The 16,629-nt window shown below is 60.3% G+C and carries 16 protein-coding genes; 6 read left to right on the top strand and 10 right to left on the bottom strand.

The genetic code is table 11. The features are described from left to right. Position 1 precedes the first annotated feature (1 nt). The 4 genes from O0882_RS22935 to O0882_RS22920 all read right to left on the bottom strand — a co-directional run bounded on the left by O0882_RS22935 (position 2) and on the right by O0882_RS22920 (position 3,676). Positions 2-829, bottom strand: coding sequence for an EI24 domain-containing protein (locus tag O0882_RS22935; protein ID WP_289951795.1), 828 nt, complete (start codon positions 827-829; stop codon positions 2-4). Continuing rightward, the gene (locus O0882_RS22930) at positions 829-1,869 is read right to left on the bottom strand and encodes a sterol desaturase family protein (protein ID WP_289951792.1); all 1,041 of its coding nucleotides are present in this window, start codon (positions 1,867-1,869) and stop codon (positions 829-831) included. Before O0882_RS22930 ends, O0882_RS22935 begins: the two co-directional genes overlap by 1 nt. Further along, positions 1,866-2,633, bottom strand: coding sequence for a polysaccharide deacetylase family protein (locus tag O0882_RS22925; RefSeq protein WP_289951935.1), 768 nt, complete (start codon positions 2,631-2,633; stop codon positions 1,866-1,868). The genes O0882_RS22930 and O0882_RS22925 overlap by 4 nt, the downstream gene beginning before the upstream one ends. Positions 2,634-2,704: 71 nt before the next feature. Beyond that, a complete protein-coding gene (locus O0882_RS22920) occupies positions 2,705-3,676 on the bottom strand; it encodes a beta-propeller fold lactonase family protein (protein ID WP_289951791.1) in 972 nt (323 codons plus the stop codon). Positions 3,677-3,873: 197 nt separating this feature from the next. Between O0882_RS22920 and O0882_RS22915 the strand changes: the two genes are divergently transcribed. Together O0882_RS22915 and O0882_RS22910 are read left to right on the top strand one after the other, a co-directional pair. Then, positions 3,874-4,230, top strand: coding sequence for an FKBP-type peptidyl-prolyl cis-trans isomerase (locus tag O0882_RS22915; RefSeq protein ID WP_010395194.1), 357 nt, complete (start codon positions 3,874-3,876; stop codon positions 4,228-4,230). Positions 4,231-4,430: 200 nt separating this feature from the next. Further along, positions 4,431-4,685, top strand: coding sequence for an acyl-CoA-binding protein (locus tag O0882_RS22910; protein ID WP_034782468.1), 255 nt, complete (start codon positions 4,431-4,433; stop codon positions 4,683-4,685). A 148-nt stretch (positions 4,686-4,833) separates the two neighbouring features. Here the strand turns inward: O0882_RS22910 and proX are convergent, their stop codons facing one another. The 4 genes from proX to O0882_RS22890 form a co-directional block, all read right to left on the bottom strand. Then, positions 4,834-5,892 (bottom strand): glycine betaine/L-proline ABC transporter substrate-binding protein ProX, encoded by a 1,059-nt coding sequence (gene proX / locus O0882_RS22905; RefSeq protein WP_289951789.1) that lies wholly within the window; start codon positions 5,890-5,892, stop codon positions 4,834-4,836. A 9-nt stretch (positions 5,893-5,901) separates the two neighbouring features. After that, on the bottom strand, positions 5,902-7,005 hold the full coding sequence (gene proW, locus O0882_RS22900) for a glycine betaine/L-proline ABC transporter permease ProW (RefSeq protein WP_116743309.1): 1,104 nt from the start codon (positions 7,003-7,005) through the stop codon (positions 5,902-5,904). Further along, positions 7,002-8,237, bottom strand: a complete 1,236-nt coding sequence (gene proV, locus O0882_RS22895) for a glycine betaine/L-proline ABC transporter ATP-binding protein ProV (protein WP_289951785.1) — start codon at positions 8,235-8,237, stop codon at positions 7,002-7,004. The genes proW and proV overlap by 4 nt, the downstream gene beginning before the upstream one ends. 569 nt (positions 8,238-8,806) lie before the next feature. After that, positions 8,807-9,091 carry a polyhydroxyalkanoic acid system family protein gene (locus O0882_RS22890; RefSeq protein WP_289951783.1) on the bottom strand — a complete coding sequence of 95 codons (285 nt, stop codon included), beginning with the start codon at positions 9,089-9,091 and terminating at the stop codon, positions 8,807-8,809. Positions 9,092-9,292: 201 nt separating this feature from the next. Between O0882_RS22890 and O0882_RS22885 the strand changes: the two genes are divergently transcribed. From O0882_RS22885 to phaZ, 4 genes are all read left to right on the top strand, one after another. Next, complete coding sequence (locus O0882_RS22885; RefSeq protein WP_071079213.1) at positions 9,293-10,690, top strand: hypothetical protein; 1,398 nt, start codon at positions 9,293-9,295, stop codon at positions 10,688-10,690. A 99-nt stretch (positions 10,691-10,789) separates the two neighbouring features. Continuing rightward, positions 10,790-11,077, top strand: a complete 288-nt coding sequence (locus O0882_RS22880; protein ID WP_289951780.1) for a protealysin inhibitor emfourin — start codon at positions 10,790-10,792, stop codon at positions 11,075-11,077. A 333-nt stretch (positions 11,078-11,410) separates the two neighbouring features. Continuing rightward, on the top strand, positions 11,411-11,734 hold the full coding sequence (gene fdxA, locus O0882_RS22875) for a ferredoxin FdxA (protein WP_010395176.1): 324 nt from the start codon (positions 11,411-11,413) through the stop codon (positions 11,732-11,734). 276 nt (positions 11,735-12,010) lie between these two features. Then, complete coding sequence (phaZ, locus tag O0882_RS22870; RefSeq protein ID WP_289951778.1) at positions 12,011-13,231, top strand: polyhydroxyalkanoate depolymerase; 1,221 nt, start codon at positions 12,011-12,013, stop codon at positions 13,229-13,231. Between the two features lie 65 nt (positions 13,232-13,296). Here phaZ and O0882_RS22865 read toward each other — a convergent pair whose 3' ends face one another. Together O0882_RS22865 and O0882_RS22860 are read right to left on the bottom strand one after the other, a co-directional pair. Further along, positions 13,297-13,980, bottom strand: coding sequence for a DOPA 4,5-dioxygenase family protein (locus O0882_RS22865; protein WP_289951776.1), 684 nt, complete (start codon positions 13,978-13,980; stop codon positions 13,297-13,299). 48 nt (positions 13,981-14,028) lie between these two features. Next, positions 14,029-16,575 carry a TonB-dependent receptor gene (locus tag O0882_RS22860; RefSeq protein WP_289951774.1) on the bottom strand — a complete coding sequence of 849 codons (2,547 nt, stop codon included), beginning with the start codon at positions 16,573-16,575 and terminating at the stop codon, positions 14,029-14,031. Positions 16,576-16,629: the final 54 nt, after the last annotated feature.

Here is a 16,629-nt window from a genome sequence, read left to right as displayed (position 1 = left end):
CTCAAGCGTCCGCCGGCGCCACGTCGGTCATGCCGCGTACGCCCCGCAAACGCGACAGTGCTTCCAGGCAGTAATACTGGAACCACAGACCCGTGAAGATAAAGATCAGTACATACAGCCAGATGGCGAACGCCGCCAGGAAGGGGAAGAACACCACCGACATCGCGCCGCCCATCCACAGCATGCCCGGCACGGCGCCGGCCGCGCCGGAGACCATGCCGATGGCCAGCAGGGGCCAGCGCTGCGTGCGCATGATGGCGTGGCGCTCTTCCACGCTGGCGTAGTCGGCCATGGCGTCATACGCCATCACGCGGTAGGTCAGCCAGCCCCACAGCACGGCTTGCCCCACCAGTGCGGCAGGTGGAAACGCGTACAGCGGCAGCATGAGCACCCAGACGACGATGAACAGCAAAAAGGTAGCCAGCGAAGTGCCGACACTGCCGAGCAGGCTGCCGCCATGCTTCTTGTCCAGCCGCGGAAAGTGCCGCCCGCCAATGTGGCGGCCGATGGCCGGCATGGCGAACAGGCCCATGAAAATGAGCGCCGTCAAGATCATCAGCGGCAGCAGCATGAACATGGCGATCAGGGGCACGATGACGGCTTTCAGCACGCCCAGGCCGAAGGTGGACAGCACCTGGCCGCTGGTGCGGAAGAAATCATACTGCGTGAACAGCGCGTGCAGGCTGTCGATCAGCGGCTGCAAGCCCACATACAGCAGGGCTCCCCACAAGATCAGCGACAGGATGAATGGCGCAACGCTCAACAGCAGTATCTTGCCATGCAATTGCGACAGGAAAGCACGGCCATACGAATTCAACACATTACGCATCAACGGCGTCCTTTTCGTTTCAATCTTGCAAATTCCACCATGCGGCGCAGGCCCAGCCATTGCTGCTGCCAGAAGCCGCGGCCATACTCGCGTCCGGGGCGGCCCACGCCATCACTGTCGATGCGGGCCAGCTGGTCGCGCACGCCCGTGCGCGCATAGCCCGCCGAGAAATTCGCGGTGCCCAGCAGCATATCCCAAATCGGCAAGACCACGCCGAAGTTGCAACCACCCATGCTGCCCTTGCCTTTCGACTCGTGCCCCACGCCAATGGCGTGGTGCGTGCGGTGGAAACGGGGCGAGATCAGCAGCCGCTCGCCGATGCGGCCGAAGTGTATCCTCACATTCGCATGCTGCAAGCTTTGCAGAATGCGCGAAATCGACACCAGCAGCACGTACTGGCCCGGTGGCACGCCGATACCCAGCGCCACCAGCGCCATCACCACGTCGCGCAGGAAGTCATCGAGCAAGTGGTTGCGGTCATCGCTCCACAAGTTCATGTTTTGCTGGCTGTGATGCAGGCTGTGCAAGCCCCACCACCAGCCGAAATGGTGCGAAGCCCGATGGTAGCAATAATCGACAAAGTCCAGTATCACAAAATAAATGATAAAACTGAGCAAGGGACTGATGCCGGGCAACAGCGACTCCAGGTTGAATGGATGGATATTATCGAAACGCAAAGCACCGGCCAAGGCATCCATCAGCGGATCGAGCGTAAAGAAGACCAGCACGGAAAACAGGCCGACGCGGTGCAGCACCGTGTAGATAAAATCGTTCCAGCGGGCGCGCGGGTCCGTCATCTTTTGCGCGGGAATCAAGGCTTCGAGCGGACGCAGCACGAGAAACAGCAGCACCAGTTCGCACAGGCCGATCAGCAGCCATTCCGTGCCTTCGAACGCTTCTTCCGTGAATTCGCCAAAGCCCAGGTGATACACGAGGGGGTTGACGATAGTCTGGAACAGCCAGCCTTGCGCCACGCCAAAGGCGTCGACCACGGCGTCGATGACGGGCGTGACGAGGCTGACGATGTCGGCGGCGGTCATGGCTGGCCCTTCTTTTGCGCGTAGGCGGGATGCTCGCGCAGGGTGGCAAAGCAGAAGCCCTTGTCTTGCAAGCCGGAAATCAAGGCATCCAGGTTGGCGGGCGCCCACGGCTCCTTGCGCGACCAGATGCCCATGTGCGCAATGAAAATGTCGCCGCTGCGCAAGTTGGCCAGCGCTTTTTTCAGCAGCATGGCGTTTGGATACTTATCGCTGGGCAGCTCATCGCCCGAGTAGCCCGCCGGCGCCCAGCCCGCATGCTGGTAGCCGCAGGCGCTGCCGGCGGCCAGGGTGCGCGGCGAGGTGTAGCCGCCCGGCGCGCGCCAGAACGGATCGAGCTTGTGCCCGGTCAGCTCCTGGAAACGCGTATCGACGCGGCGCAATTGCTCGCAGAACTGTTGATCAGTGAAGGAGGCCAGCTTGCCGCCATCCTTGCCGAACTGGGGCTTGACCTGGATCAAGCCACTGGCCAGATCCTTCTTCCAGTACACATGGTCAAACGTATGCGTGCCGAACGCATGGCCTTCGGCGACGCGGGCTTTCCAGTACGGCGCCCATGAGGGATCGAGCGAATAGTCGCCGCGCGTGGTCTTTTCATTGGCCAGGAAGAAGGTTGCCTTCACATGGCGCTTATTCAGCACGTCAGCGATCAGTTGCGCTTGCGACTGGCTACCCGTGTCGAAGGTCATGTAGATGGTGCCCTTGCAGGCGGCCGGGGCTGAAGGTGCGGCTGGTACTGCTGCGGCGGCATGCGCAGGCGACAGCATGACGCTGGCGCACAGCAGCACAGCGGGCACGCCGCCCGCGAAAGTGAGGCATTGCATCATCACACCCGTCATCACATGCGCGGCGAATGGGTGGCGAAATACACGCCATGGGGCGAGCGGCCCACCGGTATGGTCTTGATCACCTTGCGCGTGGTCAGGTCGATCACGGCCACTTTCTTGATCCAGCGCAAGGTGACCCACATGGTCTTGCCATCGGGCGTGATTTCCATGCAGTCCGGGCCGCCAGGCACATTGATGGTACCCACGTTTTCCAGGGTTTGCTGGTCGATGATGTTGATCGTGTTCGACACGCGGTTCGAGACAAACGTCATGCGGTTGTCACCCAGCGCGCGGAAATTATGCGTGCCGGCGCCCGCCTTGATGCGCTTGACGGTCTTTTGCGTGCGCCAGTCGATCACTTCCACGTAATCGCTGCCCATGATGCCGACCAGCAAATGCTTGCCGTCGGGCGTCATCGTGATGCCGGCCGGCGCCGGGCCGACAGGCATGGTCCATTTCACCGTCTGCGTGGCCAAGTCGATGGCGCTGACCTGGTTGCTGCCCTGCTGAGTGATGAAGGCCATGGTGCTGTCGGCCGTGAAGGCCATGTGGCTGGGCAGCTTCGGCAATGGAATGCGCTTGGCCAGGGTCAGGGTCTTGCCGTCGTAGCGGTACAGGTCGATGCGGTCCAGGCGCAGCGAATTCGAGATGAACCACTTCTGGTCCGGCGAAAAGCCAATCTGGTAGGGGTCGAGGATATTGCTGATGCGGCGCTGGATCTGGCCCGACACGGGGTCGAGGAAAATCAGTTCATTGCCGACGGAACTGGCGACGATCAGCGACTTGCCGTCCGGCGTTTCCATCAAGTGATGCGGTTCCTTGCCGACGGCAAAGGTGGACAGGGGAGCATAGGTTTTCTGGTCCAGCAGTTGCACCGTAGCATCACGGGAATTGAGCACCACCACCACTTCGGCTTGCGCCGTAGACATTGCGGAAACCAGGCACAGCGAGGAAAAAACAAGGCGGCGTAGACTGCGGAACATGGAAGAAATCACTGTTAAATACAAAACAGGCATTTTACGTGGAACACTGTATTTTTTGTATGAAATCCCCCCTTAAATGCAAGCGGCAGCCACACATCACCGTAATTTCCCCTTTTTCCCTGTCCCGCGCCTGGAATGGCGCTTTGCAACTCATTGCTCTACAATCTGAAGCTTTCATCGCCTACACAAGGATTATCATGACCACCACCACTACCGCTTCCGGCCTGCAATACATCGATACCGTCGTCGGCGAAGGCGCTGAAGCGCAAGCCGGCAACAATGTTGTCGTGCATTACACGGGCTGGCTGCAAAACGACGACGGCAGCGCCGGTTCGAAATTTGATTCGAGCAAGGACCGCAACGACCCATTCGAATTCCCGCTGGGCGCAGGCCGCGTCATTCAAGGCTGGGACGAAGGCGTGCAAGGCATGAAAGTGGGCGGCAAGCGCCAACTGATCATCCCGGCAGCACTGGGCTATGGCGCACGCGGCGCCGGCGGCGCGATTCCACCGAACGCCACCCTGATTTTCGACGTCGAACTGCTGGGCGTATAAGAACGGACTTCGCAGCGCTCAAGCGACTGTATCTGGCGCCGCCCCTCTTCATCGAGCGGCGGCGCTTTTGTTTTGAGTATCCCCTCTAATGCACGGCGCGCTTTTTTCACTATGATGTCAGGCACTGCAGCACGCACGGTGGCCACTCCGCCGCGCCTGCCGCACTTTTCCAGCGATTCCATCAGCACACAGGAGCCATCATGAGTTTACAAGAGCAATTCGAACAAGCGCAGCTCGATTCCAAGACCCTGTCCGAGCGTCCGGACAATATGACCTTGTTGAAAATTTATGCCTTGTTCAAGCAAGCCTCGAGCGGCGACGCCACGGGCGAGCGTCCTGGCATGACCGACTTCGTCAACCGCGCCAAGTTCGACGCCTGGGCGGCCCTGGCCGGCACCTCGAAGGAAGAGGCGCAACAGCAGTACATCGACTTGATCGAAGACTTGAAGGATTAAACGCGAGCAACGCCTGTTTTACTGAGAAATCAGCCAAAAACGGCTGAAAACTCACAAAAAACCACCAAAACAGGTGAAAACAGGCCGTTAACGTCAAAGTGGCTACCAAACCGGTAGCCACTTTTTTTACGCCTGTATCAGCCGCAAATTACTTTTTCGCTGCCGCCAGCGCTTGCGCGATCCAGCCGTCAAACTTTTGCTGGTGGTACTTGATCCAGCCGGCCGTATGGCGCGCGATATCGGCTTGCGTGTTTTCGCCGCGGCGCATGCGCTCGTTCTGCGCATTGATGTCCGCCACGGGCAATTGCATCACCTCGAACAGCTTGGCCGCGGCCGGGTTGTTCTCCGCCCAGGCCTTGTTGGACACGATGCGCGCCGTGTTGACGGCAAAACCGTAATCGCTGCCATCGTCGAGGCGGGTATTCACCTTGTCCGGATTGGCCGAGAATGGCACTTTCAGCCAGACCACATCCTTCCCCGGCACCAGCACGCCACTGACCCAGTACGGCGTCCATGTGTAGTACAGGATCGGTTCGCCACGCTTGTAGCGGCCCAGGGTATCGGCGATCAGGGCCGCATAGCTGCCCTGCACGTGCGTCACCGTCTTGCGCAATTTGTACGCATCCATGTGCTTCTCGATCAGCGCTTCGCAGCCCCAGCCGGGGTTGCAACCCGTCAAGTCAGCCTTGCCATCGCCATCATGGTCGAACAGCTTGGCCAGGGTGGGATCGCGCAACTGGTCGATATTCGTGATGTTGTACTTCTCGGCCGTCGCCTTATCGATCAGATAACCCTGCGCGGCAGGGCCGGCGTATTGGCCCGTGCGCGACAGCTTGGCGTCGCCGCCCGCATTGTTATAGAAATCCTTGTGCATCGGGTCCCAGTGCACGGCCATGAAGGTGGCGTCGCCGTTGGCGATGGCGATATGCGCGGTCGGGTACTCCACTTCCTTGATCGGCTGCACTTCATAGCCCAGCTTTTCCAGGGCCTTGTCGACCAGCATGGTCTGGAAGGTTTCTTCCGCGATCGAGCTTTGCAGCGGCTGCACCTTGACGCCCTTGCCGGGTAACTCATTGGCGGAGGCGGCCGGCGTCTGCGCCATGGCCAGGCTGGTGGTCAGGGCCAGGGCGGCGAGCGCCAGGGCCGAAAACAGCTGGAACTTGCGTTGCGATTTTTGCGTCACTTTAAAATTGTCAATTTGATGCATGTGCTTCCTTTATTGTGCGTTGGCCAGCGTTGCTTGCTGTTCAACATTATTTTTCTTCGTATTGCCGCGCACCAGACGCAGCACGAAACCGGCGGGACCCGTCTGATACCAGTGGCGCACGCCACGGCGCGGCTGACCCATCGCTTGCGTCAAACGGTCCAGGGTGATGGCCAGCAGCACAATGCCCAGGCCACCCACGGTTGCCAGGCCCATGTCCAGGCGGCCGATGCCGCGCAGCACCATTTGACCCAGACCACCGACGGCGATCATCGAGGCGATCACGACCATCGACAGCGACAGCATCAGCGACTGGTTGATACCAGCCATGATGGACGGCATGGCCAGCGGAAACTGCACGCGGGTCAGCAACTGCCACGGCGAGGCACCATACGCGCGGGCCGCTTCGATCAGGTCCGGACGCACCTGGCGGATACCCAGGTTGGTCAGGCGCACCAGTGGCGGCAGGGCAAAGATGATCGTCACGATCACGCCTGGTGCATTACCGATACCAAACAGCATCACCACCGGCACCAGGTAAACAAAGGCGGGCGTGGTCTGCATGGCGTCCAGCAGGGGGCGCAGGATATTCTGTGCGCGGTCGCTGCTGGCAAGGAAAATGCCCAGCGGCAAACCGATGGCCAGACAGAACGCCAGCGACGTCAACACCAGCGACAAGGTCGTCATGGCTTCCGGCCAGATGCCCAGCATCGACACGAGCAGCAGCGCCAGCACGGTGCCGATGGCCAGCGTGCGGCTGGTAAATTGCCATGCCAGCAAGCCGATGATGGCGATCACCGTCAGCGACGGAGCGGCCAGCAGCACGCCTTCCACGCCGGACAATACGCTGTCGATCGGCGCGCGCACGGCCTGGAAGAAGGGGCGGAAATGCGCCACGACCCAGCCCAGGCCCTGGTTGATCCAGCTTTCCAGCGGCAGCGAGCCGTCGAAAATCTGTGTCAGGTGAAAGCCGGACGCCTGTTCCGGCTGCACGGCAGGCGCGGCGGCATCGAGCCACGCGGTGCTGGCGTCGGTGGGCGGCGTCAGCGCCCAGGGATTGATCTGGGCGGCCTGTTCAACAACAGGTTCTACGGTAGAAACGGTGCTTGGGTTCATGCTTGTCCTTTCTGTTGTTGTGGCTCGGCAATAGCTGGCGTGTCGCGGTCGAGGAACTTCAGCAAGGTTGTCTTGCTGATGGCGCCGCGGAAGCTGCCGTCATTGGCCACCACAGGGACGGCGTAAGGCAGTTGCGCCACCTGGCCGAACAGGCCGGCGACTGGCTCATCTGCGTTAATGGTTTGCACGTCGGGCAGATAGGCATGTGCCAGGCCCAGCGGGCCGACATGGCCGTCGAGCGCACTGCGCAGCGAATCGACCGAGACGACGCCGAGGAACTTGCGCTGCGGATTGACAACATAGGCAAACGCGCGATCCTGCTCTTCCAGCATCGACAGCGCGGCGCGCGAACCGCGGCTCGGCGATTCCGACACCACGATCTGGCTTTTGCGGGCAATATCGCTGGCCTTGAAGACGGCCGCCGCATCGACGCCGCGCACGAAGTTGCGCACATAATCGTTGGCTGGTTTGCGCAAAATCTCTTCCGGCGTGCCCACTTGCACCACGTGACCGTCTTTCATGATGGCAACGCGGTCACCGATGCGCATGGCTTCGTCGAGGTCATGCGAAATGAAGACGATGGTGCGGCGCTTGATTTGCTGCAAGCGCAGCAGTTCCGATTGCATTTCCGTACGGATAATCGGATCGAGCGCGGAAAACGCTTCATCCATCAGCAAAATCGATGGATCGCAAGCCAGCGCGCGGGCCAGGCCCACGCGCTGCTGCATGCCGCCCGACAATTCGTCGGGATAGCTGGCGCCGTAGCCGTCCAGGCCGACCTGCTCCAGCGCTTGCTGGGCCAGCGCATGGCGCTCGGCCTTGGGCATGCCGGCCAGTTCCATGCCGAAGGCAGTGTTGTCGAGCACGGTAATTTGCGGCAGCAACGCGAACGACTGGAACACCATGCTGATGTCCTTGCGGCGCAGGGCACGCAACTGGGCGTCCGGCAAGGTATTGATGTCGTTGCCGTCGATCAGGATGCGGCCGGCGGTCGGCTCGATCAGGCGGTTCAGCATGCGTACCAGGGTCGACTTGCCCGAACCGGACAGGCCCATGATGACGAAGATCTCGCCCGCTTCGATGGTAAAGGTAGCGTCGAAGACGCCGATGGTGCAGTCGGTCTTGGCCAGGATGTCCTGCTTGCTGGCGCCCTTGCGGACGAGTTCAAGTGCTTCTTCTGGCTTGTCGCCGAACACTTTGAACACATGGTCGATAATAATTTGTTTTGCCACGATGTGGTTCTCCCTCGATTTGACGAATGGAATGAAACCCAGCAAGCTGCCAGCTTGCGGCGGGAATCAGCAAACCCTGCTGCGTCGGCTACGCCACGGCGCAAAAGCGCACGGGAGCGACAGTAAACAGGGGGTGACACGCGTGTGACCAGCGGATGGCCAAAGCCGATGCCGGGGTGCCGTGTGCGTGCTAAAAGAGGCTGTGGTTCAGGACTTTTAACAACGCTAGCGCCATGCAAATACATGGCACCAAATGTATTTGACCGAAAAATCGACCAAACTACTTTTAACTGGATGCAGGTGTAAAACCCGAAGAATTATTCACCACTCAGCGAGCGGAGAGTACTGCGAAGCAGAAGGTGAAACGCGGTGTAGCTGTTGTAAATATGACTCAAGTATAACGCAAAAAGACACCAAAGTCCAATGGCTTTCCAAATAGAAATGTGATAGCAATGTTCGCCAGCGTACAGTCAGACGTAAAAAAGGCGAAAAGAGACGTGTTTGCATCATCTTTTCGCCCATCGCTGTGACACGCTTCCTAGCACCAAACATGGCGCCAGACAAGCGGATCAAACTGACTCGGTAAACACCTTGCGCATCTTCTCGGCGATCTTGCCTTCAATCGTGGAAGCAAAGGCGCTGAGCATGAAGCCCAGCTTGATTTGCAGTTGCGCCTGCTCTTTTTCCAGGGTCAGCGAACCATCGACGCCGCTGCGTTCGAAACGCAGCACATCGCCATCCCAGGCGCACGCCAGGTCATATTCCTGGGCCAGCTTGTCGGCCACTTGCTGCGCCGCTTCGCGCGCCTTTGTTGCTGTCAGCTTATGTTGCTGAACTATATTTATATCCGCCATCAAACGATCCTTTTATTATAAAAACGGGGGCCATACGGTCAGCATCATACCAGCCAGCGTGCGGCAGGCGCGGCCGCAGCAGGCACTGGACTGGCAAAAAACGCCCGCCGTCCCGCATCACGTTTGCGCGAGATCAAACCGGATACACCGAAGCGGGACGACTATTCCAATTCCAGCTGCGCGTAATCTTGGAGAGCTACCATGGACCAGAAAGTCATCGTGCCGGTCGAAGCCGTGCTGACCAAATGCGTGTCCCTGCCCGTCGGCTATGTCCCTACCCCCTCGGCGCCGTACCGCCAGCACCGCAAGAATGCGCAACTGACCTTGCAGCCGGGCCCGCCCCGCCTGAGCGAGGCAACGGCCCGCAACCTGGCCGCCGTGCCCGTCGGTTCGCGCGTGCTGATCTGGAAGCAAGACCCGTCCGTGAGCGACCTGGGCACGCGCAAGGCCTTTTTGCCCGGCCTGATCCTGCAAGGCCCGCGCGACGCGCGCATCACGTTTGGCGAACCGGGCATCGCGCAGGTCAGCCCGAATGCCTTCGGCGACTTCATCGTCTCGCCCAACACGGACCAGTTCGATGCCGTGCACACCTTTGCCATCGTGCGCATGACGCTCACCATGTACCAGCGCGCGCTGGCCAGCAACGACACGGCGCCGCCCCTGCCCTGGCAATGGAATAGCGCCAGCAATACGGCGCCCCTGCGTGTGTTCCCGCACGGTTTGCCCAATGTCATGAACGCGTACTACAGCCGCAGCGACAAGGCCCTCAAGTTCGGCGACTTCATCCCCAGCGGCGCCACCGAGCGCGTCTACACCTGCCGCTCGCTCGACATCGTCTCGCATGAAACGGGGCACGCCGTGCTCGATGGCCTGAAACCGAATTGGCTGCTCAGTAACAATCCACCGCAAACGGGCGGCTTGCACGAATCGTTCGGCGACCTGACCGCCATCTTCCTGGCCCTGTCGCAGCTGGACCAGGTGGAAGCGGTGATCGCCCAAACCAAGTCCGACCTGCACGACAAGACCTTCCTGGCCGATCTGGCGGAACAGTTCGGCCTGGCCCTGGGCCGGCCTAACGGCTTGCGCAATGCCGACAACGACATCAAACTATCGGAAGCAGGCACGGAAGTGCACGCCATCTCGCAAGTATTTACGGGCGCCATCTACGACATCCTGGCCGACATCTTTGCCCACGAACGCCAGCCCCAGCTGGAAGACGACGCGGCCGTGCTGCACCGCTGCGGCGACTACCTGCGCAGCCTGGTCCTGCGTGCCCTGGTGGCGTCGCCCGAGCAAGCCGCCACGTATGCCGACGTGGCCGGCCACATGCTGACGATCGCCGAGGCCGATGGCAATGGCGCCTACCTCGACTACATCCGCAACAGTTTTACCGTGCGCGAAGTACTCAAGGCGAATGCCATGACAGAAGATGGCCAGATGAGCTTTGCCGCCGACGTCGTCGACGGGGACGGCGCCGTGCAAGACAGGCGCGCCTGCTGCGGTACCATGAACCATGCGGAATACAGCGAGTCGGATCAATTGCTTGAAGCGGAGCGCGAAGCGCTGGCCGCCTGGTGCCGCAGTTACGGCGCCCGATAGACAGTACAACTGCGCGGCACAACCACGCAGCTGCGCACCAGCGCGCACGCTTCAGGCCTGCCGGATTTGGCCCCACCACCATCGACAACAAGGAGCAGCATGAAAATTTCAGCCCGCAGCAGCGGCGGCTTTGCCGGCCTGAGTGAACAATACGACATCGATACGCAGGCCCATCCGGCTGGCCCCGGACTGGAAGCGGCACTGGCCAGCAGCGGCTTTTTCACGCATCAGCAAGCCACGGCTGAACAGCTGGGTGCCGATATCCCCCGCTGGCAGATCACCGTCGACGCGCCCACCGCGCGGCGCACCATCACGTTTGCCGAGGATGGCAGTGCTGAAAATGCACGTTGGCAACAGTTGCTGACGCAAATACGTGCCAGTGCCTGATTTTTCTGGCATGTATTTTGTGTCGATCTTGATTTGAGTAAAACAAAAACACCACACGGCAAGTCAGCACGCCGCCCGACCTGCACCCTGCCACTTCGGGCGACTGTCGCTTTCTTGCCGCGTTCGTCATGGCAACGTCCCGGATAGTCGCTGAATTGCACTCTCTGCGCGGCAACGGCAACGCGAAAAAATGAATTTGCTTATATGTATTGTATATAAGCGGGATTTGTGAGAAATAGCGAATTGCCTTAAAATACAATGCTTTGCTTTAGTATGCGCCGCCGAGGTTCCTGCAGGCGCTACAGCACCTCCCCCAAAATTGATAGGACTGTTATGACCCACGTTGTCACCGAATCCTGCATCGCCTGTCGCTACACCGACTGCGTCGATGTCTGCCCGGTAGATTGTTTCCGGGAAGGCCCGAACTTCCTGGCGATCGATCCGGACGAATGTATTGACTGCGCCGTCTGCGTGGCAGAGTGCCCGGTGAACGCGATTTTCGCGGAAGAAGACGTGCCGGGCGACCAGCAAGCCTTTATCAAGATCAACGTCGATCTGGCCCGTAACTGGCCTTCGATCACCAAGACGAAGGCTGCCTTGCCGGAAGCCGAGCAATACAAGGACGTCAAGGACAAGCTCGACATGCTGGTGCGTTAAGCGCACGGCAGTTGCGGCGGTCATTCCGGCGGGGATCGCCTTCCCCGCAGGGGTGTAGCGGCAAATAAAGGTACAAAAAGCAGCGGAAACGCTGCTTTTTTTTGCTTTTAAAACATCATTGCAGGTCTATCCACGCAAGTGTGGCGCGCTGTCACATCGATGCGCAAACTATGGACCTATGCGCGGTAAAGCACATTTTGTCCTCAACAAATATCGTAGAATTGGATTATGATATTTGAGCCGATATTGGCGCTTGGAATTAAACAAGGACTCTATATGCTTTACCAACTGCACGAACTGCAACGCTCTTTCCTCACTCCGGTGATGCAATGGGCAGACATGTCCTCCAAGTTATTTACCAACCCGGTTTCCCCACTGGCCCACACTCCGTTTTCGCAACGCATCGCAGCCGGCTACGAGCTGATGTACCGCCTTGGCAAAGACTACGAAAAACCGCAATTCGACATCAAATCCGTGCTCGTCCAGGGCGAGAGCGTCGACATCCGCGAACACATTGTCGTCACAAAACCGTTTTGCCGCCTGATTCACTTCAAAAAAGAAGCCACTGGCTTGCAACAGCCCAAAGTTTTGCTGGTTGCCCCCCTGTCCGGTCACCACTCGACCCTGCTGCGCGACACCGTGCGCGGCTTGCTGGCCGAGCACGATGTCTACATCACCGACTGGACGGACGCGCGCATGGTACCGCTGACGGAAGGCCCGTTCCACCTGGACGACTACATTTATTATGTGCAAGAGTTCATCCGCCTGCTGGCGCCTGACTTGCACGTGATTTCCGTCTGTCAACCGACCGTGCCTGTGCTGGCTGCCATCTCGCTGATGGCGACGGCCAAAGATCCGCACATGCCGAAAACCATGACGATGATGGGCGGCCCCATCGATCCACGCCGCTCGCCCACGCAAGTGAACAATCTGGCGACGGAAAAGAAATTCTCGTGGTTTGAAAACACCGTGATCTACGCGGTGCCGCCGAACTACCCTGGCTTTGGCCGCAAGGTGTATCCGGGCTTCCTGCAGCACGCCGGTTTCATCGCCATGAATCCGGGCCGCCACGCACAAAGCCACCGCGAGTTTTATATGCACCTGGTGACGGGCGATGACGAGCCGGCGGAAGGCCATCGCCAGTTCTACAACGAGTACAACGCCGTGCTGGACATGCCGGCCGAGTACTACCTGGAAACCATCAAAACGGTCTTCCAGGAATTCAGCCTGCCGATGGGCACCTGGAAAGTGGGCGGCCAACTGGTGCGTCCGCAAGACATCACGAACGTGGCGCTGTTTACCGTAGAAGGCGAACTGGACGACATTTCCGGCGCCGGCCAGACGCAGGCGGCGCATGACCTGTGTTCCGGCATTCCCGCCGAGATGCAACAAGACTTCGTGGCGCCGAAATGCGGCCACTACGGCATCTTCTCGGGCCGCCGCTGGCGCGAGATCATTTGCCCGAAAATCGGCGAATTCATCCAGAAACACGGCTAATACACAGCATATCCATCAAAACGCCACGCCAGTTCACACTGGCGTGGCGTTTTTTTATGCCCAACTCATGCGCGCGACGTTTCGATTTTCACCGTCGGGCGCGTATTGACAAAAATCTGCTCGACTCGTGGCTCGCCCGGCCCCGGCTTCTTCATCGCGTAGCCATTCACGGGCTGCGAACGGTTCACCCACAGCGCGTAATACAGATGGTCGGCACGGGGATCTTCCGTATTCGGGTGGATCAATATCGTCAAGCCCAAGCTGTTGAGCTGCAGCCACGGCACGATCACGGGCAGCAAATCATTGGTGAAGCCGAAATAAAACGAGGGCGTCACGTGCGGGCCGCGCGGCTCCAGGTTCCAGTCGCCCAGCTCGATCTGGAAGCGCTCGGCCGCCCACTTGCGTATCAGCGCCGCCTTCTGGTAACTGTCTTCATCAAAATAGATATGCGCGTGATAACTCTCGATATCCGTGTAGGCGCGCGGCTTGCCCGGCAAGGTTTCCTCGCCGGGCCGCACGCTGACAGGGCGCGGTGTGGGCGCCGTATCCGTATGCTCGCCCCACGGACTTTTACCGGGTGCTGGTTTCGCGCGTTTGACGGCGCCATCCTGCGCCAGCGCCGAACCAGCCAGGCTAGAGGCGGCCAGCGCCGCCACCAGGCCGCCGCCACGCAAGACCGTACGGCGTTGCGGCGAGAGGAGATTGGCCCATTCCAGATCGATGGCCGCGTGTTGATTTTTGTCAGACATAGAGGATTTCCCGTTCTTGATTATAAGTATGGAGATAGCGATGGCAGATCAAAAGTGAATCGTGGCGCGGGCGTAGTAATAGCCGCCCAGTACGCCCAATGGGCCCGAGTTGTCATACGCGCCCGTGTACTGCGCCAGATTCGACGCGCTGCGTGCCTCGCGCGGCACCTGGCTGGGCTTCTGGTCGAAGACATTGTTGGCGCCCACCGTCACGTTGATGCGCTTGCTGATGTCGTAGCCGACGCTGACATCCGTCACGAAGGCGGCCTTCAGTTGATAATCACCGCCTGTGATGGCGTTCAGGCGCTTGAGCTTGCCGTAGCGCGTCTCGCGCAGGTTGAACGTCCAACCGGCTTTTTCATACGCCAGGGTGACGATCTCCTTGTCGCGCGGGGCCCGGTACAGCAAGTCGTACTCGGCCGATTTGCTCAGGGTGCCGATGTTCGGCAAGCCTTGCAGCACCGTTGGCAAGGCCGCCTTGCCAACCAGGCTCGTGTGGTTGAAATTCGCCGCCGCCGTCCAGCGTAGCTTGCCATCGGCCACGCGCAGCACATCGTCCGCCGTGAAATCGATGCCGCGCGTGCGCGTGTCGCCCACGTTGGCAAAATAATGCGCGACGAGGCCATTGCCTACCGTCAAACCCGCCGAGCGCAGCAGGTTTTCAATGACGGTCGCTTGCGCCGCCGTCAGCGGCCGGCCGCTGCCGTCGAGCGCCACGCCCGAGCTGCGGTCGATGCCGATGTTCGACGACACGCCCAGGCGGTCGCTGACCTTGATTTGATACGCATCAACGGCCAGGCGCAGGGTGGGCGTCGGATTGAAGGTCAGCCCGGCCGACAGATTCGTCGATTTTTCCGGTTTCAACGCTTGCGCACCCAGGGCCCGCGCGGCGGCCGAATTCGGCTGCGCCAGGGTGTAGGGAACGCCCGCATGATCAGACGTGTTCGAATACGATTGCGTCACCAGGCTGGGGGCGTGGAAACCATTGCTGACGGTGCCGCGCACGGCCACGGCGGGTGTGACGTCATAACGGGCGGACAAACGGCCCGTCGTCTTGCTGCCGAAATCCGAATATTTTTCGGCACGCAAGGCCGTATCGAGCAACCATTGCGGCGTCAGTTTGGCGCCCAGGCCGATATACGCGGCATAGCTGTGGCGCGCCGTGTCGGACGCATCGACGGGCAGATAACCGGCCAGCGCCGACGAGCCGCTGCCCTGCCAGGAAGCAGGTTCACCCGGGCTACGTTGCTGCGTTTCATGCGAATACTCGAGACCGACGCTGAGGTCGACCGGTTCGCTCAATCCCAGTACCACGGGACGGCGCAAGTCGGCGTTGGTGGTCGAACGGCTGTAGCGCTGATTGCCGATCGTAAAATCGGTCTTGCCACCCGGATAAGGCAGCGAGTAATTGGCCGAGTTTTCCACGCCCACGTCGATATCGTCGCGGCCGTAGGTGCTGCTGATATCCCAGCTCCAGCCCGCCGTCTCGCCCTTGATGCCACCCGTCAAGGAAAAGTCGTTTTCGCTCGTCGTTTCATACGGCGTGAAGCCATCGGGATACACGGACAGCAAGCCTTTGTTGTTATTGAAAATGGTGTTGGGCAAGCGGAAATTCTGCGCCGAGCGGGCATTGCGGTGGGCATACGTGCCGAAGCCGTACAGCTGCACTTCGTTCGACACGTCATAGCCGAGGTTGGCGCTGAGCGAAGCGGTCGTGCTTTGCGGCACGCCCGTATTGCGCCATGGATTGCTGTTGCGGCTCGCTTCGGCCGGGTTCGGCGAAGCGCCGGCCGGCAAGCTGTTGTTCGGTCCCAATTTCACCAGTTGCCCATCGCTGTTGCGCACGGCAGGATACGACAGATAGCCGGGATTCAGTCCGAAATTGCGCACGGCGATGCCCTGGCGCTGGACTTCGGCGCCGAAGTGGGCAAAGCCGTGTTCGCCCAGGCGCGTGCCGCCATCGATGCGCGCGGAACCGTTCGTGCCGTCGCCATCGTAGCTGGAACCGAGCTGCGTGCTGAAGCTGCCCTTGTCATCGGCTTTCAGGATGATGTTGATGACCCCGGCGATGGCGTCGGAGCCGTAGATGGCCGAGGCGCCGTCGCGCAGGATTTCCACGCGGGCAATGGCCCCCGTGGGGATCAGGGCCAGGTCGGTGGCGACGGAACCGGGAAAGCCATCCTCATTGACGATGGCCGTCGTATGCCGGCGCTTGCCATTCACCAGCACCAGCGTATGCGACGGGTCGAGGTTACGCAGCTGGCCGGCGCGCACGATGCTGCCCAGGTCCGGCTGCACGCGGGCCGGCAAGTTAAACGATGGCAAGGCCGTGTCCAGCGCATCGAGCAGATTCAATTTACCGGTGGCCAGCAATTGCTGGGCGCTGATCACGTCGATGGGCGCGGCGCTGTTGGCCACGGTGCGGCCCGTGCCGCGCGCGCCCGTGACGATGACGGCGTCGAGCGGTGCGGCGGCCAGCGCGGCTTGCGCATGCGCCACGCCAGGCGTTGCCAGCGCCAGCACGGCCACCGAGACGGCGTGCGCCAGTTGCCGCAGGCGTGCTGCGGGGTAGTGCTTGTGAATCAGTTCCAGCATACGAAAACATCCTTTCAAAGTCGTCAACACAGTGGTTGCAGACTAAAGGATGGA

The organism is Janthinobacterium sp. SUN073 (assembly GCF_030397665.1).
Lineage (GTDB): Bacteria > Pseudomonadota > Gammaproteobacteria > Burkholderiales > Burkholderiaceae_D > Janthinobacterium.
This window is presented reverse-complemented; position numbering and strand designations above follow the sequence as displayed.